At 40.7% G+C, this 22566-nt stretch carries 25 protein-coding genes, 3 rRNA genes and 1 other annotated feature; of the genes, 22 read left to right on the top strand and 6 right to left on the bottom strand.

Translation table 11 applies throughout. The annotated features are described in order from the left end of the window. Positions 1-23: 23 nt before the first annotated feature. From rpsP to HRK21_RS00805, 7 genes are all read left to right on the top strand, one after another. Entirely contained in the window at positions 24-296 is a 273-nt protein-coding gene (rpsP, locus tag HRK21_RS00835) for a 30S ribosomal protein S16 (RefSeq protein ID WP_003720111.1), read from the top strand. A 16-nt stretch (positions 297-312) separates the two neighbouring features. Then, positions 313-543: a KH domain-containing protein gene (locus HRK21_RS00830; protein ID WP_003728421.1), complete on the top strand. Its 231-nt coding sequence runs from the start codon at positions 313-315 to the stop codon at positions 541-543. Positions 544-653: 110 nt separating this feature from the next. Beyond that, positions 654-1388 carry a gamma-glutamyl-gamma-aminobutyrate hydrolase family protein gene (locus HRK21_RS00825; protein WP_003726805.1) on the top strand — a complete coding sequence of 245 codons (735 nt, stop codon included), beginning with the start codon at positions 654-656 and terminating at the stop codon, positions 1386-1388. A 27-nt stretch (positions 1389-1415) separates the two neighbouring features. Continuing rightward, entirely contained in the window at positions 1416-1802 is a 387-nt protein-coding gene (locus tag HRK21_RS00820; protein ID WP_003739215.1) for a YlqD family protein, read from the top strand. A 9-nt stretch (positions 1803-1811) separates the two neighbouring features. Beyond that, complete coding sequence (rimM, locus tag HRK21_RS00815) at positions 1812-2330, top strand: ribosome maturation factor RimM (RefSeq protein ID WP_012581133.1); 519 nt, start codon at positions 1812-1814, stop codon at positions 2328-2330. After that, positions 2330-3067 carry a tRNA (guanosine(37)-N1)-methyltransferase TrmD gene (gene trmD, locus HRK21_RS00810; protein WP_070005925.1) on the top strand — a complete coding sequence of 246 codons (738 nt, stop codon included), beginning with the start codon at positions 2330-2332 and terminating at the stop codon, positions 3065-3067. The genes rimM and trmD overlap by 1 nt, the downstream gene beginning before the upstream one ends. A 19-nt stretch (positions 3068-3086) precedes the next feature. Further along, on the top strand, positions 3087-3476 hold the full coding sequence (locus HRK21_RS00805) for a hypothetical protein (RefSeq protein ID WP_003724047.1): 390 nt from the start codon (positions 3087-3089) through the stop codon (positions 3474-3476). Between the two features lie 30 nt (positions 3477-3506). On the opposite strand, the gene HRK21_RS00800 is transcribed toward HRK21_RS00805, so the two are convergent. Genes HRK21_RS00800 through HRK21_RS00790 form a run of 3 tightly spaced genes read right to left on the bottom strand, consistent with a single transcriptional unit; the run spans position 3507 to position 5265 of the window. Then, positions 3507-4223, bottom strand: coding sequence for an MBL fold metallo-hydrolase (locus tag HRK21_RS00800; RefSeq protein ID WP_070005924.1), 717 nt, complete (start codon positions 4221-4223; stop codon positions 3507-3509). After that, positions 4220-4831, bottom strand: coding sequence for an NAD(P)H-dependent oxidoreductase (locus tag HRK21_RS00795; RefSeq protein ID WP_070005923.1), 612 nt, complete (start codon positions 4829-4831; stop codon positions 4220-4222). Before HRK21_RS00795 ends, HRK21_RS00800 begins: the two co-directional genes overlap by 4 nt. Then, positions 4831-5265, bottom strand: coding sequence for a MerR family transcriptional regulator (locus HRK21_RS00790; RefSeq protein WP_069887639.1), 435 nt, complete (start codon positions 5263-5265; stop codon positions 4831-4833). Before HRK21_RS00790 ends, HRK21_RS00795 begins: the two co-directional genes overlap by 1 nt. 207 nt (positions 5266-5472) lie before the next feature. Between HRK21_RS00790 and rplS the strand changes: the two genes are divergently transcribed. The 5 genes from rplS (at position 5473) to rplT (ending at position 8922) form a co-directional block, all read left to right on the top strand. Further along, positions 5473-5817 (top strand): 50S ribosomal protein L19, encoded by a 345-nt coding sequence (rplS, locus tag HRK21_RS00785; protein WP_003728425.1) that lies wholly within the window; start codon positions 5473-5475, stop codon positions 5815-5817. A gap of 647 nt (positions 5818-6464) precedes the next feature. Continuing rightward, positions 6465-7355 (top strand): class 3 internalin InlC, encoded by an 891-nt coding sequence (gene inlC / locus HRK21_RS00780; protein ID WP_077952719.1) that lies wholly within the window; start codon positions 6465-6467, stop codon positions 7353-7355. Positions 7356-7564: 209 nt separating this feature from the next. Further along, positions 7565-7703 (top strand) — a sequence feature (ribosomal protein L20 leader region). Positions 7704-7785: 82 nt separating this feature from the next. Beyond that, positions 7786-8301 carry a translation initiation factor IF-3 gene (gene infC / locus HRK21_RS00775; protein WP_077952718.1) on the top strand — a complete coding sequence of 172 codons (516 nt, stop codon included), beginning with the start codon at positions 7786-7788 and terminating at the stop codon, positions 8299-8301. Positions 8302-8322: 21 nt separating this feature from the next. Beyond that, positions 8323-8523, top strand: coding sequence for a 50S ribosomal protein L35 (rpmI, locus tag HRK21_RS00770; protein ID WP_003720098.1), 201 nt, complete (start codon positions 8323-8325; stop codon positions 8521-8523). Positions 8524-8562: 39 nt separating this feature from the next. Further along, positions 8563-8922, top strand: a complete 360-nt coding sequence (gene rplT / locus HRK21_RS00765) for a 50S ribosomal protein L20 (protein ID WP_003720097.1) — start codon at positions 8563-8565, stop codon at positions 8920-8922. Between the two features lie 40 nt (positions 8923-8962). On the opposite strand, the gene HRK21_RS00760 is transcribed toward rplT, so the two are convergent. Beyond that, entirely contained in the window at positions 8963-9718 is a 756-nt protein-coding gene (locus tag HRK21_RS00760) for an exodeoxyribonuclease III (RefSeq protein WP_003726561.1), read from the bottom strand. An 82-nt stretch (positions 9719-9800) separates the two neighbouring features. Here HRK21_RS00760 and HRK21_RS00755 point away from each other — a divergent pair, with 82 nt between their 5' ends. Both HRK21_RS00755 and pepT read left to right on the top strand, forming a co-directional pair. Continuing rightward, positions 9801-10331, top strand: coding sequence for a DUF1697 domain-containing protein (locus HRK21_RS00755; protein ID WP_070005920.1), 531 nt, complete (start codon positions 9801-9803; stop codon positions 10329-10331). 57 nt (positions 10332-10388) lie between these two features. Further along, positions 10389-11621 (top strand): peptidase T, encoded by a 1233-nt coding sequence (gene pepT / locus HRK21_RS00750; RefSeq protein ID WP_003739208.1) that lies wholly within the window; start codon positions 10389-10391, stop codon positions 11619-11621. An 18-nt stretch (positions 11622-11639) separates the two neighbouring features. Here pepT and HRK21_RS00745 read toward each other — a convergent pair whose 3' ends face one another. Next, the gene (locus HRK21_RS00745; protein WP_070005919.1) at positions 11640-12002 is read right to left on the bottom strand and encodes a hypothetical protein; all 363 of its coding nucleotides are present in this window, start codon (positions 12000-12002) and stop codon (positions 11640-11642) included. A gap of 49 nt (positions 12003-12051) precedes the next feature. Then, positions 12052-12825, bottom strand: a complete 774-nt coding sequence (locus HRK21_RS00740) for an ABC transporter ATP-binding protein (RefSeq protein ID WP_070005918.1) — start codon at positions 12823-12825, stop codon at positions 12052-12054. Between the two features lie 65 nt (positions 12826-12890). Between HRK21_RS00740 and HRK21_RS00735 the strand changes: the two genes are divergently transcribed. From HRK21_RS00735 to purB, 8 genes are all read left to right on the top strand, one after another. Next, positions 12891-13496, top strand: coding sequence for an HD domain-containing protein (locus HRK21_RS00735; protein WP_069887630.1), 606 nt, complete (start codon positions 12891-12893; stop codon positions 13494-13496). A 338-nt stretch (positions 13497-13834) separates the two neighbouring features. Next, positions 13835-15384: ribosomal RNA gene (locus HRK21_RS00730) — 16S ribosomal RNA — on the top strand. A 246-nt stretch (positions 15385-15630) separates the two neighbouring features. Beyond that, a 23S ribosomal RNA gene (locus HRK21_RS00725) occupies positions 15631-18562 on the top strand. Between the two features lie 77 nt (positions 18563-18639). Then, positions 18640-18755: ribosomal RNA gene (gene rrf / locus HRK21_RS00720) — 5S ribosomal RNA — on the top strand. Together the 16S, 23S and 5S rRNA genes form the textbook arrangement of a ribosomal RNA operon. A 128-nt stretch (positions 18756-18883) precedes the next feature. Beyond that, positions 18884-19408, top strand: coding sequence for a DUF2179 domain-containing protein (locus tag HRK21_RS00715; protein WP_003739204.1), 525 nt, complete (start codon positions 18884-18886; stop codon positions 19406-19408). A 205-nt stretch (positions 19409-19613) separates the two neighbouring features. Further along, entirely contained in the window at positions 19614-20102 is a 489-nt protein-coding gene (gene purE / locus HRK21_RS00710) for a 5-(carboxyamino)imidazole ribonucleotide mutase (RefSeq protein ID WP_003739203.1), read from the top strand. Then, on the top strand, positions 20095-21219 hold the full coding sequence (purK, locus tag HRK21_RS00705) for a 5-(carboxyamino)imidazole ribonucleotide synthase (protein WP_003739202.1): 1125 nt from the start codon (positions 20095-20097) through the stop codon (positions 21217-21219). Before purE ends, purK begins: the two co-directional genes overlap by 8 nt. 18 nt (positions 21220-21237) lie before the next feature. Next, positions 21238-22530 (top strand): adenylosuccinate lyase, encoded by a 1293-nt coding sequence (gene purB, locus HRK21_RS00700; protein ID WP_070006066.1) that lies wholly within the window; start codon positions 21238-21240, stop codon positions 22528-22530. Positions 22531-22566 lie beyond the last annotated feature (36 nt).

Below are 22566 nucleotides of genomic sequence, written 5' to 3'. Positions count from 1 at the left end.
CTTTATGGAGGTGTAATTAAACTATGGCAGTTAAAATTCGTTTAAAACGTATTGGTTCTAAAAAGAAACCTTTCTACCGTATTGTAGTCGCTGATTCTCGTTTCCCACGTGATGGCCGTTCAATCGAAACTATTGGTACTTATAATCCATTACTTGATCCGGTTGAAGTGAAAATCGACGAAGAAGCAACTTTGAAATGGATGCATAATGGTGCAAAACCATCTGATACAGTTCGCAATCTTCTTAGCCGCGAAGGTATCATGGAAAAATTCCATAACCAAAAATTAGGTAAATAAGGAGGTCTCGGCGCGAATGGAAGAACTCATTCTCTCAATCGTGAAACCTCTTGTTGACCATCCGGAAGACGTTGTTATCACGCCAGAAGAAACGGATACATCGTTAACCTACAAATTGTCTGTCAGTAAAGAAGACATGGGACGCGTGATTGGTAAGCAAGGTCGTATTGCGAAAGCGATTCGTACACTTGTCTACGCAGTTGGCTCCAAAAACGATAAGAAGATTCGTCTTGAAATTATCGAATAACAAAAACTCGTCAATTTGGCGAGTTTTTTTATAACTATTTTTAAATAATCATCAGAGAAGCAATTACCTCACCAAATGTTGTAAAATAGAATAGAAATGGAGGAATTGTGATGAAGCCAGTTATTGGAATTACCGGAAATAGATTAGTAAAAGGTGTAGACGTTTTTTATGGACACCGTGTGACTTATACACAACAGCGCTATGTAGATGCTATTCAAAAAGTTGGCGGATTTCCTATCGCTTTGCCAATAGATGACCCGTCTGTTGCCGTTCAAGCAATTTCTCTCGTAGATGGTTTGCTTTTAACCGGTGGACAAGACATTACGCCACAATTTTATTTAGAAGAGCCGTCCCAAGAAATCGGCGCCTATTTCCCGCCGCGAGACAGCTATGAAATCGCCTTAGTTCGAGCAGCATTAGACGCTGGGAAACCGATTTTTGCTATTTGCCGCGGGATGCAACTGGTTAATGTGGCATTAGGCGGCTCACTTTATCAAGATATTAGCCAAGTCGAAACAAAAGCCCTCCAACATTTGCAACGTGTCGATGAACAACTAGGCTCGCATACCATTGATATTGAACCGACAAGTGAACTCGCAAAGCATCATCCAAACAAAAAATTAGTCAATTCACTACATCACCAATTTATCAAAAAATTAGCGCCAAGTTTTAAAGTAACAGCGCGAACTGCGGATGGAATGATTGAAGCAGTAGAAGGTGACAATTTGCCAAGTTGGTATTTAGGTGTTCAGTGGCACCCAGAGTTAATGTTCCAAACAGATCCGGAAAGTGAACAATTATTCCGGGCATTAGTAGATGAATCCAAAAAAACTATGGTAAAATAAGGACATAATTGCTAGTGGAGGTGTCCAGTGGAAATCATCCAAAAAGTTGTCGTCAAACAAATTCTAACCGAAGCAAGTAAACAAGAATTAATCGAGTATTATATCGAACAAAAACGACAAATCGAACAAGAATGCGACCAGTTGCATTTTGAACAAAAGAAAATGGAACGAAAAAGCAAATTTCAACCTGAACGAGTGGCCGATTACTTTACCCACGAACTCGACATTCGCCGAGAAAAGAAAAAACTAATTCAGTTTCAAATGGAACAATTAGAAGTCCTCGAGCTTGGCAGTGAAATTCGCGAACGAGAAATGGAAACGATTATGGATGTACAAGTAGGAGACAAGTGGGATAAATCCATTTTTGATAAAACCATTGTTGTAAAAGATGGAATCATAGTAGAAATACGCTAGAGGTGACTTATGGAGAAAATGTATAATGTAGGAAAAATTGTTAATACTCATGGCTTAATCGGTGAAATTCGTGTTATCGCAACGACCGATTTTCCAGAAGAACGGTTCCAAGTTGGGAATACCGTGTACTTATTTGAAAAAAACAGCAAAAAGCCTGAAAAACTAATCATTCGCTCACACCGCAAACATAAGAACTTTGATTTGCTGATGTTTGAAGGATTCACTGGAATTCATCAAGTGGAACGTATGAAAGAAGGTGTACTTAAAATCAAAGAAGCGCAACTAACTGATTTAGAGGAAAACGAATTTTATTTCCATGAAATCATCGGTTGTACCGTTGTAACGACTGATGGCGAAGAGCTTGGCGAAATCACAGAAATTCTAACACCAGGCGCCAATGATGTATGGGTTGTAAAAGGTAGCGACAAAAAAGAAAAACTAATTCCTTATATTGCCGACGTTGTAAAAGAAATCAATATTAATGACAAAAAAATTACAATCGAAGTCATGGAAGGACTGCTAGATTAATGAAAATTGACATTCTATCCATTTTCCCAGATATGTTTTCGGGAGTGACCGGGAATTCCATTATAAAAAAAGCCATCGAAAACGATCGTGTCGCGGTTGAAGTGACTGATTTCAGGGAATATGCAGAAGGAAAGCATCATATTGTCGATGATTACCCTTATGGTGGCGGGGCAGGTATGTTACTCAAAGCGCAACCGATATTTGATGCCGTTCAAGCTGTCAAAGAGAAACAACCAGAAACAAAGCCAAGAGTTATTTTAATGGACCCAGCAGGCAAACGCTTCGACCAAAAAATGGCAGAAGAGTTTGCCGAAGAAGAGCATCTTGTTTTTATTTGCGGTCACTATGAAGGTTACGACGAACGAATTCGCGAACACCTTGTTACGGATGAAGTGTCGATTGGAGATTACATTTTAACTGGTGGCGAAATTGGCGCAATGATTGTAATGGACAGTGTTATCCGTCTTTTACCGGGAGTACTTGGTAATAAAGATTCCGCTGTGACAGATTCTTTCTCGACTGGTTTGCTTGAACATCCACACTATACGCGACCAGCCGATTTTAGAGGAATGAAAGTGCCAGATATTTTACTCAGCGGCAATCATGCGTGGATAGAAGAATGGCGCGACAAAGAATCGCTCAAAAGAACCTACGAACGCCGCCCAGATTTACTTAAAAACTATCCCTTAACAGACAAGCAAAAAACTTGGCTCAAAGAATGGTCTGATAGTAAATAATAAAAGGACGTGATTTTAAATGGCAATTTTTGGAACACCTGATGAAAAAGAAACCAAAAAATCCGAGCGTCAAAAAGAACGAGAAGCCTATGTGCAAGAAGAAAATGACCAGAAGCGAATTGGGCAAAGATGGCAAGACATACAAGTTTCCACCGGACCAATTAATGTGAATCATGACATCTTAACTGTTGTTTTCGCCAAAAGCGTTCGCCCGAGAATCAAAAGCGATCCAGAAGCATACTTAGAAACAGTAGGCTTTGAAAATTTACTACAGGAATTACAAAAGAAAGCTTTAGATGCCGGCGGGAATGGCTTAATTCATTGTTCGTTCACCGAGCAATTCGTCGACGGCCTCGTTTATCAACTCGCATATGGAACAGCCGTCAACATTAAAATTACGAGATTCTAAAAAAAGACTAGAAAGCCAGCTATTGGTTTTCTAGTCTTTTTCATTTTCTACTTGTTTACGTGCGCGCTGCAGCACATTTGTTACATTGAAATCAGCCATATTCATCACCGGTCCATGCCCACAAGCAATTTCCGTTACATCGAGAAGCTTTAACTTTTCCGCCGATGCAATACTTGTTGAAAGATCCCAAGAACCCATCGCTGGAAAAGGGAACAACCATCGTTTCTCCCCACAAATAGCCGCTCCACCACGAGTTTGAAATAAATCTCCTACAAATAAATGTCCATTACGCTCATCAAAAAACGAAATCGAACCTGGTGTATGTCCTGGAGTATCAATAATTAACAAAGAGCCAACCATATCGCCATCTTTTAATACTTGATCAATTTTCACCGGAAGCTTATCTGAATAACTACCTTTTAATGGCTTCTGTGCTTCAAAAGCATAAATTTCTTTCGTTTCTACAAGCAATTTTTCTCTGCTTCCAATCATTACAAGCGCTTCTGGAAAAGTTGCTTTCACCGCGACTAAACCGCCAATATGGTCACCATGTGCATGCGTTAATAAAATCCGTTTTAACGGTGTTTTTAATTTATGGATAAGTGAAATGATTCCTTTCGCATGTGCTAAAATCCCAGTATCAATCAATGTTAAGCCGTCTTTTTCTAATATTAAGTAACAATTCACTGGAAAAAGATACGGCAATGTCGTAATTTGCCAATATGGATGTTTGGCAGTAATTTTCATGCAAAAACCTTCTTTCTAATTTGCTTTTTTAGCAAGAATTGAATATCGCGTTTTGCTGCACGCGTAACTTTTTTATCATAGTAGTCATCAGCCCTTCTGATAGAAAGATCCAGTCGATCAATTGAAGTCACTTTCACCGAAAACACGCCACTCATCCATAATGGATAACGCAAGGCAGTAAGAGCAGGGCGGGCGAAAAGTCGATGTTGTATTTCCATTCCACCAATCGTATAAATCAACCGCGCCCGTTTTTTTCGCCATGGTCCTGTAAGAAAATATTTTTTATCTTTAAAACTATAACTCTCCCCGCGCCAAAATAAATGATCAATAACACCTTTTAACACAGCCGGAACGTTAAACCACCAAACCGGATAAGAAAATAGAAGTAAATCAGCGGAACGAACGTCATTTTTAAGCGCAATTATGTCAGGAGTTTGCTCTGTACGATAGCCTTCAGGTAAATTAGGGTCAAAAGCTAATTCGCGAATATCATAGATTTTTACCTCGATTGTTGGTTGTTCCTGAAAAACAGCTAAATACTTCTGAAACAAATCTCTTGATGTACCTTTTTCTCGCGGATCGCCAATAATCGCCACAACCTTAGCCATTAGAACCCATCCTTTCTAATGTCAGTAAAAATATGCTCCACAAAAGTGTTAACATCTTTTTGAACAGTGCTGTAATCTTGGACCTCATCCATTTGCGGCAATTCTTCTAAAAGCGCAGCGATTTTCGTATAATGCGCAATGGTCTGTTTAATCTCTGCCGCTTTAAGTGCAAGTAACTCCTTCGATGCTGTATTACAAGCAACAGACGGTTCACTTCTCAGCCATTCCATCATCAGCTTTATTTCAGATAGAGAAAACCGGGCATATTTCATCACCAAAATAAATTTTAATTCTAATAGATGTTCTGCGTTATACACACGATACCCGTTTTCCAACCGATTAGGTACAATTATCTTGTTTTTTTCATAATATCGTAATGTATCCGCTGAAATCCCCACATAAGCAGCCATTTCTTTTACTGTCCATTGTTCCATCTCTGACACCTCCGTTTGATATACTAAAGGTAACATTAAACCATACTCCAAGGTCAAGCTTTTTATCAAAAGAAAAAGTAAGAAAAAAACTTTACAGCGAAACTAGTTTATGGTAACCTAAATAAGGTGACTGGAGAGACCAGTCTGATAACGATATTCCGCTTCATTATTAATATGAATGAATGTTTGTTGGAAGGAGAGAAAAACATGAACAAACTGATTGATGAAATCACAAAAAGTCAACTAAACCCAGATGTTCCAAATTTCCGTCCGGGTGATACTGTACGTGTACATGCGAAAGTAGTCGAAGGTACTCGCGAACGTATCCAATTATTCGAAGGCGTTGTAATCAAACGTCGCGGAGCTGGAATCAGCGAAACTTTCACTGTTCGTAAAATTTCTAACAGTGTTGGCGTGGAACGTACTTTCCCAGTACATACTCCACGTATCGCAAAATTAGAAGTTATCCGTCGTGGTAAAGTACGTCGTGCGAAACTTTACTACCTACGTAACCTACGTGGTAAAGCGGCTCGTATTAAAGAAATTCGTTAATCATTTAACGGCTGAAACCCTTGAGAAATCAAGGGTTTTTTGTTTGGGATTAGAATGCTAAAATGTGAAATTTTCACCTTTCGTTTTTACTTACAAAAGTGGAGGTGTTCCAATAGGGGGAATAGTTTTGTCAAACCATTATACAATTAATAATAATGGTCTAACTATGATTTACACTTCAAAGACAGAAACTTGGGGCACTACTGCATAGAAAGTAGTTTCCGCCAAAACTAAAACGGCAGATAAATATGCGCAGTAATTTGGGAGCAGTTGATTTTTTGTTTTATATATGTAGTTTCAAGATTAGCCATTGTTGCGGCAATGGTTTACTTCTTATACTTATTGAGGGGAATTGTAACTAAAAAGGAAAAAAGCCTTGTCAAACGAGGCTTTTTTATGTGAAAAAACGACTAATAAAACCATGTGAGAGAACTTGGAATAGCCTGCAGCAAGGAATGTAGAACATGTTTTGAAAAATTTACTGATTTTCGATCATTTTTAACGCTTGTTAATTTAAACATCTTTTATTTTTGCTAACATATAAGTATACAAAAGGACATAAAAAAGGTTAACAGCGTTTGTTAAATAGGAAGTATATGAAAATCCTCTTTTGTGTTTCTAAATTTATTTTTAAGGAGTGGAGAATGTTGAAAAAAAATAATTGGTTACAAAATGCAGTAATAGCAATGCTAGTGTTAATTGTGGGTCTGTACATTAATACGGGCTTCGGAACAAAAGTACAAGCTGAGAGTATTCAACGACCAACCCCTATTAACCAAATTTTTCCAGATCCCGGCCTAGCGAATGCAGTGAAACAAAATTTAGGAAAACAAAGTGTTACAGACCTTGTATCACAGAAGGAACTATCTGGAGTACAAAATTTCAATGGAGATAATAGCAATATTCGATCTCTTGCAGGAATGCAATTTTTCACTAATTTAAAAGAACTCCATCTATCCCACAATCAAATAAGTGACCTTGGTCCTTTGAAGGATTTAACTAAGTTAGAAGAGCTATCTGTGAATAGAAATAAGCTGAAAAATTTAAACGGAATTCCAAGTGCTTGTTTATCACGCTTGTTTGTAGATAACAACGAACTTAGAGATACTGACTCGCTTGTTCATTTAAAAAATCTAGAAATCTTATCTCTTCGTAATAATAAATTAAGAAGTATTGTGATGCTTGGCTTTTTATCTAAACTAGAGGTATTAGATTTGCATGGTAATGAAATAACAAATACAGGTGGACTAACTAGATTGAAGAAAGTTAACTGGATAGATTTAACTGGTCAGAAATGTGTGAACGAACCAGTAAGATACCAACCAGAATTGTATATAACAAACACTGTCAAAGACCCAGATGGAAGATGGATATCTCCATATTATATCAGTAATGGTGGGAATTATGTAGACGGTTGTGTCCTTTGGGAATTGCCAGTTTATACAGATGAAGTAAGCTATAAGTTTAGCGAATATATAAACGTTGGAGGCACTGAGGCTATATTTGATGGAACAGTTACACAACCTATCCAGAATTAGGACTTGTGCATACATGTTTGATGTATTGAATGGATATGCACACTGTATACTTTGAGCTCTCGTGCAGTCACGAGAGCTTTTTTAATATGTAAGTCTTGACAAAAAGAACGTTTAACCATATAAGGTTGCTAAGAGGTGAAGAAACTATTTTATTTACAATTCACCTTGACACTAAAAACCCCATATGATATAGTAAGTAAGGTTATTAAACAAGAAAGAAGAAGCAACCCGCTTCTCGCCTCGTTAACACGAACGTTTTCAGGCAAAAAATTCAAACTTTCGTCGCGTAACTTACGCGATTTTGAATGTGCGGGATTGCTGAAAAGCAGCCCGTTTTTTTATGGCCTTCGAACGAATGAGTTAGCAGGCCGCAGATTTGAACAGCTATTTTCTATCTTGTTGTAACAAAATTAAGTGGAGGTGGCTCACCATTAGCAAAGACATGTTGGTAAACGATGGGATTCGTGCACGTGAAGTAAGATTGATCGACCAAGACGGTGAACAATTAGGCGTGAAGAGTAAAATCGATGCGCTTCAAATTGCTGAAAAGGCTAATCTTGATCTAGTGCTTGTTGCTCCAACAGCGAAACCGCCAGTAGCTCGTATCATGGACTACGGTAAATTCCGTTTTGAACAACAGAAGAAAGATAAAGAAGCCCGTAAGAACCAAAAAGTCATCGTGATGAAAGAAGTTCGTTTAAGTCCAACGATTGACGAACATGACTTCGATACGAAGCTACGTAATGCACGTAAATTCCTTGAAAAAGGCGATAAAGTAAAATGCTCTATCCGTTTTAAAGGCCGTGCCATTACACACAAAGAAATCGGTCAGAAGGTGCTTGACCGTTTTGCAAAATCGTGCGAAGACCTTTGTACAATTGAGCAAAGACCAAAAATGGACGGACGTTCCATGTTCTTAGTCCTAGCACCACTTCATGAAAAGTAAAGTTTTGAGGAGGAAAAATTCATGCCAAAAATGAAAACCCACCGCGGTTCCGCTAAACGTTTCAAGAGAACAGGATCTGGAAAATTAAAACGCAGACACGGCTTCACTAGCCATATGTTCGCTAACAAATCCCAAAAACAAAAACGTAAATTGCGTAAATCAGCAATGGTATCAGCTGGCGACTTCAAACGTATTCGTCAAATGGTCGCTAAAATGAAATAAGAGAAACAACATTTTTGTAAATTCTAGGAGGTAGACAATATGCCACGCGTAAAAGGCGGAACAGTAACACGCAAACGTCGTAAAAAGATAGTTAAATTAGCCAAAGGGTATTACGGCTCTAAACATTTATTATTCAAAGTAGCTAACCAAGCGGTAATGAAATCTTACCAATATGCTTATAGAGATCGTCGTCAAAAGAAACGTGATTTCCGTAGATTATGGATCGCACGTATCAATGCGGCAGCTCGTATGCAAGATCTTTCTTACAGCAAATTAATGCACGGCTTAAAATTAGCTGGTATTGATATTAACCGTAAAATGCTTGCAGACTTAGCAGTTAATGATATCGCATCATTTAACACACTTGCTGATTCAGCAAAAAAAGCATTAGCTAAATAATTCAAAAATCCTCACTCTTTGGAGTGAGGATTTTTTTATGTTACAAATTAAGTTCTAGCTCGACAGGACAATGATCTGAACCAAGCACATCCGCATGAATTTTAGCATCCACTAATTTATCTTTCAAACGTTCCGAAACAACAAAATAATCTATCCGCCAACCAGTATTCCTAGCACGTGCATTCATTCGGTAGGACCACCAAGAATAAGCATCGGTCAAATCTGGATAAAAATAACGGAAACTATCAATAAATCCAGCATCTAAAAATGCAGAAAATTTCGCGCGTTCCTCATCCGAGAATCCGGCGTTTTTACGGTTAGTCTTCGGATTTTTTAAATCGATTTCCTCATGCGCAACATTCAAATCACCGCAAAGGACAACCGGTTTTGTTTTATCCAAGTTTTTTACATATTCCAAAATTGCATCCTCAAACGTCATCCGATAATCTAATCGTTTTAATTCAGCTTGTGAATTCGGCGTATAAACCGTCACCATAAAGAATTCCTCAAATTCCAGCGTGATGACGCGGCCTTCTGTATCGTGCTCGGGCACTCCTAAACCATATTGAACAGATAATGGCTCGACTTTAGTAAATATCGCAGTACCTGAATAACCTTTTTTCACCGCGTAGTTCCAATAATCTTTGTACGCTGGCAAATCAAGTTCAATTTGACCTTCTTGTAATTTAGTTTCCTGCAAACAAAAAATATCCGCATCTACTTCTTCAAAATATTCCAAAAAGCCTTTTTTTACGGCTGCTCGAAGCCCGTTTACATTCCAAGAAATTAATTTCACCTAAAAAACCTCCCATCGCTAATAGCCTTATTATAACGTAAGTGACATGCTATAATGTAGTTAAATGATTGGGAGGAAATAGATGAGGAATTATGTAGTGTTATTAAGAGCAGTAAATGTAGCTGGAAAGAATAAAGTAAATATGAAAAATCTACAAGCTGCTTTACAAGAAGTCGGTTTTCAAAATGTCGTTACCTATATCCAAAGTGGCAATCTCGTTCTAAGCTCCATGTTACAAACGGAACCAGAAGTAGCGGCAAAAATAACTGAGGTAATGAAAACAACGTTCGATTTAAATATGGATGTATTCGCATTTTCGGAACAAAATTATAAACAAATCATCGCAAACAATCCATTTCCACCAGAAACAATTGGCGAGGAAGAACGCTGGATGGCCGCTTTCTATAATGAAAATATCGATATTGCGAGACAAAAAAACGAACAAGCCGAAGTAATCGCCATTGGCCGCGTTCTTTATATCCACATTTTCTCCAACCAAATCCACACCTTAAAATTACCAATTTTCCTTGGCGAATACAAAAAGACCCCAACAACAACACGCAATTGGCGAACAACTCTTCTATTACAAGCACTACTCGACAGTCAGGAATAGAATTTTTCGAAAATCAAGTTTATAATGAAAAAGAATCAATCTAAGGGAGTGATAGAAATGAAAGAAGAACTATTAAAACGATTTACGAAATATGTAAAAGTAGATACACAGTCGAATGAGGAAAGTACGGTTTGTCCAACGACGCCAGGTCAAATGGAATTGGCAAACATTCTCGTTACAGAACTAAAAGAAATCGGCATGCAAGAAGTAACAGTCGACGAATTTGGTTATGTCATGGCAACACTTCCTTCTAATACGACGAAAGAAGTTCCGGTAATCGGATTTTTAGCTCATTTAGATACAGCAACGGACTTAACGGGCAAAAATGTCCAACCACAAGTACACGAAAATTATGATGGTAAAGATATCGTTCTAAACAAAGACTTAAACGTGGTACTTTCGCCAAAACAATTTCCAGAGCTAGCTGATTATAAAGGGAAAACACTGATTACAACAGATGGAACAACTCTACTTGGCGCAGATGATAAAGCCGGTATCACCGAAATTATGGTAGCGATGAACTATCTAATTAATCACCCAGAAATCAAACACGGCAAAATTCGTGTTGCTTTCACGCCAGATGAAGAAATTGGCAGAGGACCAGAACGTTTTGATGTAGAAGCATTTGGCGCAAAATATGCTTATACAATGGACGGCGGCCCACTTGGAGAATTAGAATATGAAAGTTTTAATGCTGCAGGTGCCAAAATCACTTTTAATGGGAATAGTGTTCACCCTGGTACAGCAAAAAACAAAATGGTTAATGCTGTCAAAATGGCAATGGAATTCAATGCACATATTCCAAAAGACGAAGCGCCAGAGTACACAGAAGGTTACGAAGGCTTTTATCATTTAATCTCTTTGAACGGTGATGTAGAGCAAGCAAAAGCCTACTATATTATCCGCGACTTCGATCATTTGAAATTTGTGGAAAGAAAAACACATATTGCTACTATCGCTAAAGAGTTAGAAGAAAAATATGGCGAAGGATCGGTAGAATTAAAACTGAACGATCAATATTACAATATGCGCGAAAAAATCGAACCAGTAAAAGAAATTGTGGATATCGTCAGCGCGGCGATGAGAAACCTAGACATTGAACCAAAAATCAGCCCCATTCGCGGTGGAACAGACGGCGCTCAACTTTCCTACAAAGGATTACCAACACCGAATATTTTTGGTGGAGGAGAGAACTTCCACGGTAAATTTGAATATGTTGCATTAGAAAGTATGGTTAAAGCAACAGAAGTAATCATTGAAGTGGCTCGTTTATTTGAAGAAAAAGAATAATAAAAAAGTGAGCCTAGTTCAACCTAGGCTCACTTTTTCTATGCGCTCATTTACTCTAGCAGCAAACACCTTTGCTTCACCATTTGCAACAAGTAATGTATAGCTTTCTTTATTATTAAGATGTAAAATCAATTTTTTTGTCATGGAAAGGATACTTACCTTTTGTTCTAATTTTTCTATTGTTTCATAAGCAAATTTCTTCAGTAAATAGACATCTTCATTTTCTAAATAAAAAATCAGTGCATCTGCATTCGAAATCCAAAGTCCGGTTAAATCCATCCATTCACCTTCCATTTGATAAGTAAATGAACCATAAATCAGACTAGTATCCATCCCGAGAAGCTCACGTACACCTGCTTTTGCAATCATCGTTTCATACAAAACATTTCGCCCCTCTACATACGCATTTTTCGTATGCTAACTATACCATTTACTTCGGATAGACTGCAATGGAGCCGTCTTTTATCCGAATTAATTCTACTGGCTTTTGATAAAAATCTTGGAGAACTTCCTCCGACAAAAGATTTTCTGTTTTTCCGTGATGAGTTATTTCCCCGTCACGCAGTAAAATGATATTATCGAAACAGGGAAGGATTTCTTCCGTATGGTGAGTAACAAAAAGCATCGTTGGGGATTCCGGCAGTTCCGCAATCTTCTTAATTCTTTCTAATAAGCGCTCCTTTGCAAATAGATCAAGCCCATTACAAGGTTCATCTAAAATAAGCAACTTAGGACTCGCCATTAAAGCACGAGCAATCAATACGATTTGGCGCTCGCCTTGAGATAAAATTTTATATGGTTTCCCAATGAGCGATATGCCACCACAATCAATAAGCAATTTTTTCGCTAAAGCCATTTCGTCTGCCGTGACTTTCGCATAAATACCAATACTTGCAAACTTCCCACTAAGAACGATTTGCTCACTTAACTCATAGTCTTTCAACTGATGGTCAAGCGCATTACTAACCCAACCAATCGATTTACGCAATTCCGGCAAAGAAGTCTGACCGAAAACCTGCCCAAGCACTTGAAGTTTACCACTACTAGGCCAAAGATACCCATTTAAAAGTTGTAGTAAAGTGGTTTTTCCAGAACCATTGAGCCCGAGTATCGCCCAATTTTCTTTTTCTTTAACCACCCAATTAATATCCGACAAAATCGTTTTATTATCTCGCTTGAAATAAACATTTTCAAAAGCAAACATCGAATACCCCATTTCCATTTTCTACTATTGTACATGAAAATAATCTAAAAAAGGAGCAAATACTAATGAATCAAGAAGAAATAATAAGAGCCGCGCAAAAATGGATGCAATCTCATTTCGAAAAGGAAACTACAGGACACGACTGGGAACATATTAAACGAGTCTGGCATTTAAGCAAACAAATCCAGGCTGTAGAAGGCGGAGACAAATTCACGATAGAATTAGCCGCATTGTTCCACGACTATAATGATAGCAAACTAACAGAAGATCCACTACAAGCAACTGCAATAATCACAACTTGGCTGAGAGAAAGAGAAATACCTGAAGATGTAATCAGTAAAATCATCCGAATTATCCAAGCAGTCTCTTTTAAAAACGGAAAAAATCCCATTCAAGCTTCTACAATAGAAGAAAAAATAGTCCAAGATGCAGACCGTTTAGACGCAATTGGAGCAATAGGTATAGCTAGAACATTTACATACGGGGGAGCGCACAATAGAGAAATAGCTAATCACAATCACCCTGAAAACACTACATTACAACACTTTTACGATAAATTATTGCTAATTCAGGATCAGTTAAAAACAACGACTGCCCAAGAAATTGCAATAGAAAAACAAAAAGTTATGCAGGATTTTATACATGCACTAGAGAAAGAATTAAAAATATAACTTAAAAGGCTTGTATTTCGCATAAAGCTGTTATATAATGATAAAGCTGAATTGATACAAATTAATTCATCAAAAAACATTTTAAAAATAGTTGTTGACGTGATTTTAACTTTATGGTAAGATTTAAAAGTTGCGTTAACAAAGCAACTGACCTTTGAAAACTGAACAAAAAAGAAGACGAAAAGCAATGAGACGTAAAGTCTCACTGGTAATCGCAGGGCAGAAAACAGAAAGCTGTTTTCAACAAAACAAACTAGTAATTTAATTGCTAGCGAAGTCAATTTGACGCAAGGAATCTTATTCACGGTGTTGAATAAGTATTCAAATTCAATTTATATTTTAAAGAGAGTTTGATCCTGGCTCAGGACGAACGCTGGCGGCGTGCCTAATACATGCAAGTCGAACGAACGGAGGAAGAGCTTGCTCTTCCAAAGTTAGTGGCGGACGGGTGAGTAACACGTGGGCAACCTGCCTGTAAGTTGGGGATAACTCCGGGAAACCGGGGCTAATACCGAATGATAAGATGTGGCGCATGCCACGCCTTTGAAAGATGGTTTCGGCTATCGCTTACAGATGGGCCCGCGGTGCATTAGCTAGTTGGTAGGGTAATGGCCTACCAAGGCAACGATGCATAGCCGACCTGAGAGGGTGATCGGCCACACTGGGACTGAGACACGGCCCAGACTCCTACGGGAGGCAGCAGTAGGGAATCTTCCGCAATGGACGAAAGTCTGACGGAGCAACGCCGCGTGTATGAAGAAGGTTTTCGGATCGTAAAGTACTGTTGTTAGAGAAGAACAAGGATAAGAGTAACTGCTTGTCCCTTGACGGTATCTAACCAGAAAGCCACGGCTAACTACGTGCCAGCAGCCGCGGTAATACGTAGGTGGCAAGCGTTGTCCGGATTTATTGGGCGTAAAGCGCGCGCAGGCGGTCTTTTAAGTCTGATGTGAAAGCCCCCGGCTTAACCGGGGAGGGTCATTGGAAACTGGAAGACTGGAGTGCAGAAGAGGAGAGTGGAATTCCACGTGTAGCGGTGAAATGCGTAGATATGTGGAGGAACACCAGTGGCGAAGGCGACTCTCTGGTCTGTAACTGACGCTGAGGCGCGAAAGCGTGGGGAGCAAACAGGATTAGATACCCTGGTAGTCCACGCCGTAAACGATGAGTGCTAAGTGTTAGGGGGTTTCCGCCCCTTAGTGCTGCAGCTAACGCATTAAGCACTCCGCCTGGGGAGTACGACCGCAAGGTTGAAACTCAAAGGAATTGACGGGGGCCCGCACAAGCGGTGGAGCATGTGGTTTAATTCGAAGCAACGCGAAGAACCTTACCAGGTCTTGACATCCTTTGACCACTCTGGAGACAGAGCTTTCCCTTCGGGGACAAAGTGACAGGTGGTGCATGGTTGTCGTCAGCTCGTGTCGTGAGATGTTGGGTTAAGTCCCGCAACGAGCGCAACCCTTGATTTTAGTTGCCAGCATTTAGTTGGGCACTCTAAAGTGACTGCCGGTGCAAGCCGGAGGAAGGTGGGGATGACGTCAAATCATCATGCCCCTTATGACCTGGGCTACACACGTGCTACAATGGATAGTACAAAGGGTCGCGAAGCCGCGAGGTGGAGCTAATCCCATAAAACTATTCTCAGTTCGGATTGTAGGCTGCAACTCGCCTACATGAAGCCGGAATCGCTAGTAATCGTGGATCAGCATGCCACGGTGAATACGTTCCCGGGCCTTGTACACACCGCCCGTCACACCACGAGAGTTTGTAACACCCGAAGTCGGTAGGGTAACCTTTATGGAGCCAGCCGCCGAAGGTGGGACAGATAATTGGGGTGAAGTCGTAACAAGGTAGCCGTATCGGAAGGTGCGGCTGGATCACCTCCTTTCTAAGGAAAAGGAAACCTGTGTGTTTTCGTTCTTCTACATTTGTTCAGTTTTGAGAGGTTAGTACTTCTCAGTATGTTTGTTCTTTGAAAACTAGATAAGAAAGTTAGTAAAGTTAGCATAGATAAGTAATTATCTATGACACAAGTAACCGAGAATCATCTGAAAGTGAATCTTTCATCTGATTGGAAGTATCATCGCTGATACAGAAAATTAGAAAAACAACCTTTACTTCGTAGAAGTAAATTGGTTAAGTTAGAAAGGGCGCACGGTGGATGCCTTGGCACTAGGAGCCGAAGAAGGACGGGACTAACACCGATATGCTTTGGGGAGCTGTACGTAAGCGTTGATCCAGAGATTTCCGAATGGGGGAACCCACTATCTTTAGTCGGATAGTATCCTTACGTGAATACATAGCGTAAGGAAGGCAGACCCAGGGAACTGAAACATCTAAGTACCTGGAGGAAGAGAAAGAAAAATCGATTTCCTGAGTAGCGGCGAGCGAAACGGAAAGAGCCCAAACCAAGAAGCTTGCTTCTTGGGGTTGTAGGACACTCTATACGGAGTTACAAAAGAAAGTTATAAATGAAGCGGTCTGGAAAGGCCCGCCAAAGACGGTAACAGCCCGGTAGTTGAAATGGCTTTCCCTCCAGAGTGGATCCTGAGTACGGCGGAACACGTGAAATTCCGTCGGAATCCGGGAGGACCATCTCCCAAGGCTAAATACTCCCTAGTGACCGATAGTGAACCAGTACCGTGAGGGAAAGGTGAAAAGCACCCCGGAAGGGGAGTGAAACAGTTCCTGAAACCGTGTGCCTACAAGTAGTTAGAGCCCGTTAATGGGTGATAGCGTGCCTTTTGTAGAATGAACCGGCGAGTTACGATTTGTTGCAAGGTTAAGCGGAAAAAGCGGAGCCGTAGCGAAAGCGAGTCTGAATAGGGCGCATAAGTAACAGGTCGTAGACCCGAAACCAGGTGATCTACCCATGTCCAGGATGAAGGTAAGGTAATACTTACTGGAGGTCCGAACCCACGCACGTTGAAAAGTGCGGGGATGAGGTGTGGGTAGCGGAGAAATTCCAATCGAACTTGGAGATAGCTGGTTCTCTCCGAAATAGCTTTAGGGCTAGCCTCGAGGTAAAGAGTCATGGAGGTAGAGCACTGTTTGGACTAGGGGCCCTTCTCGGGTTACCGAATTCAGATAAACTCCGAATGCCATGTACTTATACTCGGGAGTCAGACTGCGAGTGATAAGATCCGTAGTCGAAAGGGAAACAGCCCAGACCACCAGTTAAGGTCCCCAAATATATGTTAAGTGGAAAAGGATGTGGGGTTGCTTAGACAACCAGGATGTTGGCTTAGAAGCAGCCACCATTGAAAGAGTGCGTAATAGCTCACTGGTCGAGTGACCCCGCGCCGAAAATGTACCGGGGCTAAACATATTACCGAAACTGTGGATGAACCTCTTTAGAGGTTCGTGGTAGGAGAGCGTTCTAAGGGCGGTGAAGTCAGACCGGAAGGACTGGTGGAGCGCTTAGAAGTGAGAATGCCGGTATGAGTAGCGAAAGAAGGGTGAGAATCCCTTCCACCGAATATCTAAGGTTTCCTGAGGAAGGCTCGTCCGCTCAGGGTTAGTCGGGACCTAAGCCGAGGCCGATAGGCGTAGGCGATGGACAACAGGTAGAGATTCCTGTACCAGTGCTAATTGTTTAACCGATGGGGTGACACAGAAGGATAGGGAATCGCACGAATGGAAATGTGCGTCCAAGCAGTGAGTGTGAGAAGTAGGCAAATCCGCTTCTTGCGAAGCATGAGCTGTGATGGGGAAGGAAATTAAGTACGGAAGTTCCTGATTTCACGCTGTCAAGAAAAGCCTCTAGGAAGAGTAGTACTGCCCGTACCGCAAACCGACACAGGTAGATGAGGAGAGAATCCTAAGGTGAGCGAGAGAACTCTCGTTAAGGAACTCGGCAAAATGACCCCGTAACTTCGGGAGAAGGGGTGCTCTATTAGGGTGCAAGCCCGAGAGAGCCGCAGTGAATAGGCCCAGGCGACTGTTTAGCAAAAACACAGGTCTCTGCAAAACCGTAAGGTGACGTATAGGGGCTGACGCCTGCCCGGTGCTGGAAGGTTAAGAGGAGTGCTTAGCTTCGGTGAAGGTACGAATTGAAGCCCCAGTAAACGGCGGCCGTAACTATAACGGTCCTAAGGTAGCGAAATTCCTTGTCGGGTAAGTTCCGACCCGCACGAAAGGCGCAACGATCTGGGCACTGTCTCAACGAGAGACTCGGTGAAATTATAGTACCTGTGAAGATGCAGGTTACCCGCGACAGGACGGAAAGACCCCGTGGAGCTTTACTGCAACCTGATATGGAATGTTTGTACCGCTTGTACAGGATAGGTAGGAGCCGAAGAGACGTGTGCGCTAGCATACGAGGAGGCAATGGTGGGATACTACCCTGGCTGTATGACCATTCTAACCCGCCACGCTTAGCGCGTGGGGAGACAGTGTCAGGTGGGCAGTTTGACTGGGGCGGTCGCCTCCTAAAGAGTAACGGAGGCGCCCAAAGGTTCCCTCAGAATGGATGGAAATCATTCGCAGAGTGTAAAGGCACAAGGGAGCTTGACTGCGAGACTGACAAGTCGAGCAGGGACGAAAGTCGGGCTTAGTGATCCGGTGGTTCCGCATGGAAGGGCCATCGCTCAACGGATAAAAGCTACCCCGGGGATAACAGGCTTATCTCCCCCAAGAGTCCACATCGACGGGGAGGTTTGGCACCTCGATGTCGGCTCGTCGCATCCTGGGGCTGTAGTCGGTCCCAAGGGTTGGGCTGTTCGCCCATTAAAGCGGCACGCGAGCTGGGTTCAGAACGTCGTGAGACAGTTCGGTCCCTATCCGTCGCGGGCGCAGGAAATTTGAGAGGAGCTGTCCTTAGTACGAGAGGACCGGGATGGACACACCGCTGGTGTACCAGTTGTTCCGCCAGGAGCATCGCTGGGTAGCTATGTGTGGCAGGGATAAACGCTGAAAGCATCTAAGCGTGAAGCCCCCCTCAAGATGAGATTTCCCATTTCTTCGGAAAGTAAGATCCCTGAAAGATGATCAGGTAGATAGGTTTGGAGTGGAAGTGTAGCGATACATGGAGCGGACAAATACTAATCGATCGAGGACTTAACCAAAAAATGAAACGAAGTTACCTAACTGAACACTTTCTTCTCTAGTTTTGAGAGAGCAATCTTTCAACAACTCAATATTGTCTGGTAGTTATGGCGAGAAGGTCACACCCGTTCCCATCCCGAACACGGTAGTTAAGCTTCTCTGCGCCAATGGTAGTTGGGGGCTTCCCCCTGCGAGAGTAGGTCGCTGCCGGGCAATTTGAAAAAGTCCTAATTATTTAGGGCTTTTTTTGTTGAAGTGTTTCTTTTGTCAGCTATCTTATTGGATGTTATATTAGTAAAAGACTCATTGGAAAGTAGTTTTTAGGTGGAGGGGTTATTTTAGTGGATAATGGCGTATTTATAGTAGCAACTATTTTTGTTGTAAATATTTTGTATGTAACGATTTATACGGTGAGGTTACTTTTGACAATGAAAGGATATCGTTATTTAGCTGCGCTTTCGAGTGTGTTTGAAATGATTATTTATGTCGTTGCTCTTAGTTTAGTTTTAGATAACTTAAATAACATTGCCAATGTTTTAGCGTATGCTATTGGATTTGGTGTGGGAATTATTGTTGGTATGAAAATTGAAGAACGCATTGCTTTAGGGTATATTACAGTGAATGTTATTACAAAAGAATATAATCTAGACTTACCAAACCAAATTCGCGATTTAGGGTATGGTGTTACTAGTTGGCTTGCGAGTGGTCGCGATGGCGAACGAATGATGCTTGAAATTTTGACACAGAGGAAGAATGAGCGGAAATTATATAAGCATATTATCGAAATTGATAGTGGTGCATTTATTGTTTCCTCTGAACCAAAACAAATTCACGGTGGATTTTGGGTCAAACAAGTTCGGAAATGAAGAGAAGCTTACCTATGATGGTAGCTTCTTTTTTTATTTATCTAGTGAAAATGGGTACATAATGCAAGGAAAAAGAATAAATAGACTCTAAACACGAACGTTAATAAAATGTAACAATTAAATGTTCGATTTTTCGTTGACATTTATCGTGCCTATTGTTAGAATGAAGGAGTTGAAAAGAGATTATTAAGGAGTTGATCACGTAATGCCTGCTGTAATTGGTGTCATTATGGGGAGTACCTCAGATTGGGATACAATGAAAAAAGCATGTGATGTATTGGATGAATTAGAAATAGCTTATGAGAAAAAAGTGATTTCAGCTCATCGTACACCAGATTTAATGTTTCAATATGCAGAACAAGCGCGGGAACGTGGTTTGAAAATTATTATTGCCGGTGCTGGTGGTGCGGCGCATTTGCCGGGTATGGTTGCAGCAAAGACGACTTTACCAGTTATCGGTGTTCCAATTAAATCAAAAGCATTGAATGGAATGGACTCGTTACTCTCTATTGTACAGATGCCTGGAGGTGTTCCGGTAGCAACAGTAGCTATTGGAGAAAGCGGCGCGGTCAATGCTGGACTTCTAGCTGCACAAATTTTATCTATAACAGACGATGCAATTACTAACAGATTACAAAAAAGACGTGCTACACTAGAAGAAACAGTTCTAGAAAGTAGTGATTCTCTTGGATAAAAAATTTTTACTGACAAATAGTACTATTGGTATCATTGGTGGTGGACAACTTGGGCGAATGCTTGCTCTTGCAGCGAAAGCGATGGGGTATCGGATTATTGTTCTTGATCCTACTGCCGATTGTCCAGCAGCTCAAGTAAGCGATGAGCAAATTATCGCGGATTATGATGATAAAGTAGCGTTACGCGAACTTTCCGAAAAAGCAGATGTAGTTACGTATGAGTTTGAAAATATTGACTATGATGCTTTAAAAATGACGCAGAACTTAGTATCAGTTCCACAAGGATCGGAATTGCTTTCGATTACGCAAGATAGAATTTTAGAAAAAGCCTATTTGGAATCAGCTAATATTAATATTGCGCCATACGCAGTTATTGTTGAACAAGATGAAATTGAAAGCGAAATTAAGAGTATTGGCTATCCTGCTGTTTTAAAAACAGCACAGGGTGGTTACGATGGGAAAGGCCAAGTAGTTCTTCATGATGAGAGGGATATTGAAACAGCGGCGAGATTGTTGAGATACGGCTCTTGTGTACTAGAAGCTTGGATTCCTTTTGAAAAAGAGATTTCTGTCGTTGTTGCTCGTAATTTAGATGGACAAATAGAGACGTTCCCTGTTGCAGAAAACCTGCATGTAAATAATATTTTGCATACAACTACGGCTCCAGCAAATGTGGCAGATGACGTGCATGAGGAAGCGGAAGAAATAGCTAGAAAATTAGCGGATGTACTTCAATTATGTGGTGTTTTGGCAGTAGAAATGTTTGTGACTGGTTCAGGGGCGATTTATGTGAATGAACTTGCTCCTAGACCGCATAACTCTGGGCATTTTACGATTGAAGCTTGTTCCATTTCTCAGTTCACACAGCATATTCGAGCAATTGTTGGATTGCCACTCGTGAAACCAGAACTTTTAAAACCAGCTTTAATGATTAATATTTTAGGACAACATGTCGATGCTGTGAATAAACAAATGGTGAATTATCCTCATTGGTTTGTACATTATTATGGCAAAAAAGAAGCGAAAATTAATCGCAAAATGGGACATATCACCGTGCTGACTGATGAACCAAAAGCGGTTTTACAAGATTTAGAAGAAACGCAAATTTGGAAGTAACTGGAGGAATTAAAAAGGATGTTAGAACGTTATACTCGTAAAGAAATGGGCGATATTTGGACAGAACAAAACCGTTACCAAGCTTGGCTGGAAGTAGAGATTTTAGCTTGTGAAGCTTGGGCAGAGCTTGGCGACATTCCGAAAGAAGACATTGCGAAGATTCGCGCTAATGCGAAGTTTGATGTGGATCGTATTCATGAGATTGAACTAGAAACTAGACATGATGTAGTAGCATTTACACGTTCGGTTTCGGAATCGCTTGGCGCGGAACGTAAATGGGTTCATTATGGCTTAACTTCAACAGACGTAGTGGATACAGCGAATTCTTATCTGCTAAAACAAGCGAATGAGATTTTGCGCAAAGACTTGGAAAATTTCATTGCGATTATCGGCGAGAAAGCGAAAGAACATAAATATACCGTAACAATGGGACGTACACATGGTGTTCATGCGGAGCCAACTACTTTTGGTCTAAAACTTGCTTTATGGTACGAGGAAATGAAACGTAATTTGGAACGTTTTAACTTTGCTGCTGACGGCGTTGAATTTGGAAAAATTTCTGGTGCAGTTGGGACGTATGCGAATATTGATCCTTTTGTGGAAGCTTACGTATGTGAAAAATTAGGAACTACTCCTGCACCAATTTCTACACAAACGTTGCAACGTGATCGCCATGCAGAATACTTGGCAACGCTAGCTTTAATTGCAACTTCTGTAGAAAAATTTGCGGTAGAAGTACGTGCACTGCAAAAAAGTGAAGTGCGTGAAGTAGAAGAATTCTTTGCAAAAGGGCAAAAAGGTTCATCTGCAATGCCACATAAACGTAATCCAATTGGTTCTGAAAATGTTACTGGCTTAGCACGCGTTATTCGCGGTCATATGGTTACTGCTTATGAAAATGTGCCACTTTGGCATGAACGAGATATTTCTCATAGCTCAGCAGAACGGATTATTCTGCCCGATTCCACTATTTTACTTGATTATATTTTGAATCGTTTTGGTAATATTGTGAAGAACTTGACGGTGTTCCCAGAAAATATGAAACGTAATATGGACAGAACACTAGGACTTATATATTCACAGCGTGTATTACTTGCGCTTATTGATAAAGGTTTAGCTCGTGAGGCGGCGTATGATGTCGTGCAACCAAGAGCAATGGAAGCTTGGGAAAAACAAGTACCCTTCCGTGAATTAGTAGAACAAGATGCAACAATTACTGAAAACCTATCTGCGGAAGAAATTGCAGATTGTTTTGATTACAACTATCACCTGAAGAATGTCGACTTAATTTTTGATCGTTTAGGATTATAATTACGGGCAGAATACAACCTAACCTCTTTGATATAT

The organism is Listeria monocytogenes (assembly GCF_013282665.1).
Taxonomy (GTDB): domain Bacteria; phylum Bacillota; class Bacilli; order Lactobacillales; family Listeriaceae; genus Listeria; species Listeria monocytogenes_C.
This window is presented reverse-complemented; position numbering and strand designations above follow the sequence as displayed.

Excerpts from the sequence above, each read along its gene's own strand:
- HRK21_RS00825 (WP_003726805.1), top strand. The coding sequence starts at position 654 with ATGAAGCCAGTTATTGGAATTACCGGAAATAGATTAGTAAAAGGTGTA.
- rplS (WP_003728425.1), top strand. The coding sequence starts at position 5,473 with ATGAACAAACTGATTGATGAAATCACAAAAAGTCAACTAAACCCAGAT.
- HRK21_RS00830 (WP_003728421.1), top strand. The coding sequence starts at position 313 with ATGGAAGAACTCATTCTCTCAATCGTGAAACCTCTTGTTGACCATCCG.
- HRK21_RS00740 (WP_070005918.1), bottom strand. The coding sequence starts at position 12,825 with ATGTTTGCTTTTGAAAATGTTTATTTCAAGCGAGATAATAAAACGATT.
- rpmI (WP_003720098.1), top strand. The coding sequence starts at position 8,323 with ATGCCAAAAATGAAAACCCACCGCGGTTCCGCTAAACGTTTCAAGAGA.
- purB (WP_070006066.1), top strand. The coding sequence starts at position 21,238 with ATGTTAGAACGTTATACTCGTAAAGAAATGGGCGATATTTGGACAGAA.
- HRK21_RS00790 (WP_069887639.1), bottom strand. The coding sequence starts at position 5,265 with ATGGAACAATGGACAGTAAAAGAAATGGCTGCTTATGTGGGGATTTCA.
- trmD (WP_070005925.1), top strand. The coding sequence starts at position 2,330 with ATGAAAATTGACATTCTATCCATTTTCCCAGATATGTTTTCGGGAGTG.
- pepT (WP_003739208.1), top strand. The coding sequence starts at position 10,389 with ATGAAAGAAGAACTATTAAAACGATTTACGAAATATGTAAAAGTAGAT.
- HRK21_RS00795 (WP_070005923.1), bottom strand. The coding sequence starts at position 4,831 with ATGGCTAAGGTTGTGGCGATTATTGGCGATCCGCGAGAAAAAGGTACA.
- HRK21_RS00800 (WP_070005924.1), bottom strand. The coding sequence starts at position 4,223 with ATGAAAATTACTGCCAAACATCCATATTGGCAAATTACGACATTGCCG.
- HRK21_RS00755 (WP_070005920.1), top strand. The coding sequence starts at position 9,801 with ATGAGGAATTATGTAGTGTTATTAAGAGCAGTAAATGTAGCTGGAAAG.
- HRK21_RS00735 (WP_069887630.1), top strand. The coding sequence starts at position 12,891 with ATGAATCAAGAAGAAATAATAAGAGCCGCGCAAAAATGGATGCAATCT.
- purE (WP_003739203.1), top strand. The coding sequence starts at position 19,614 with ATGCCTGCTGTAATTGGTGTCATTATGGGGAGTACCTCAGATTGGGAT.
- rpsP (WP_003720111.1), top strand. The coding sequence starts at position 24 with ATGGCAGTTAAAATTCGTTTAAAACGTATTGGTTCTAAAAAGAAACCT.
- HRK21_RS00805 (WP_003724047.1), top strand. The coding sequence starts at position 3,087 with ATGGCAATTTTTGGAACACCTGATGAAAAAGAAACCAAAAAATCCGAG.
- rimM (WP_012581133.1), top strand. The coding sequence starts at position 1,812 with ATGGAGAAAATGTATAATGTAGGAAAAATTGTTAATACTCATGGCTTA.
- rplT (WP_003720097.1), top strand. The coding sequence starts at position 8,563 with ATGCCACGCGTAAAAGGCGGAACAGTAACACGCAAACGTCGTAAAAAG.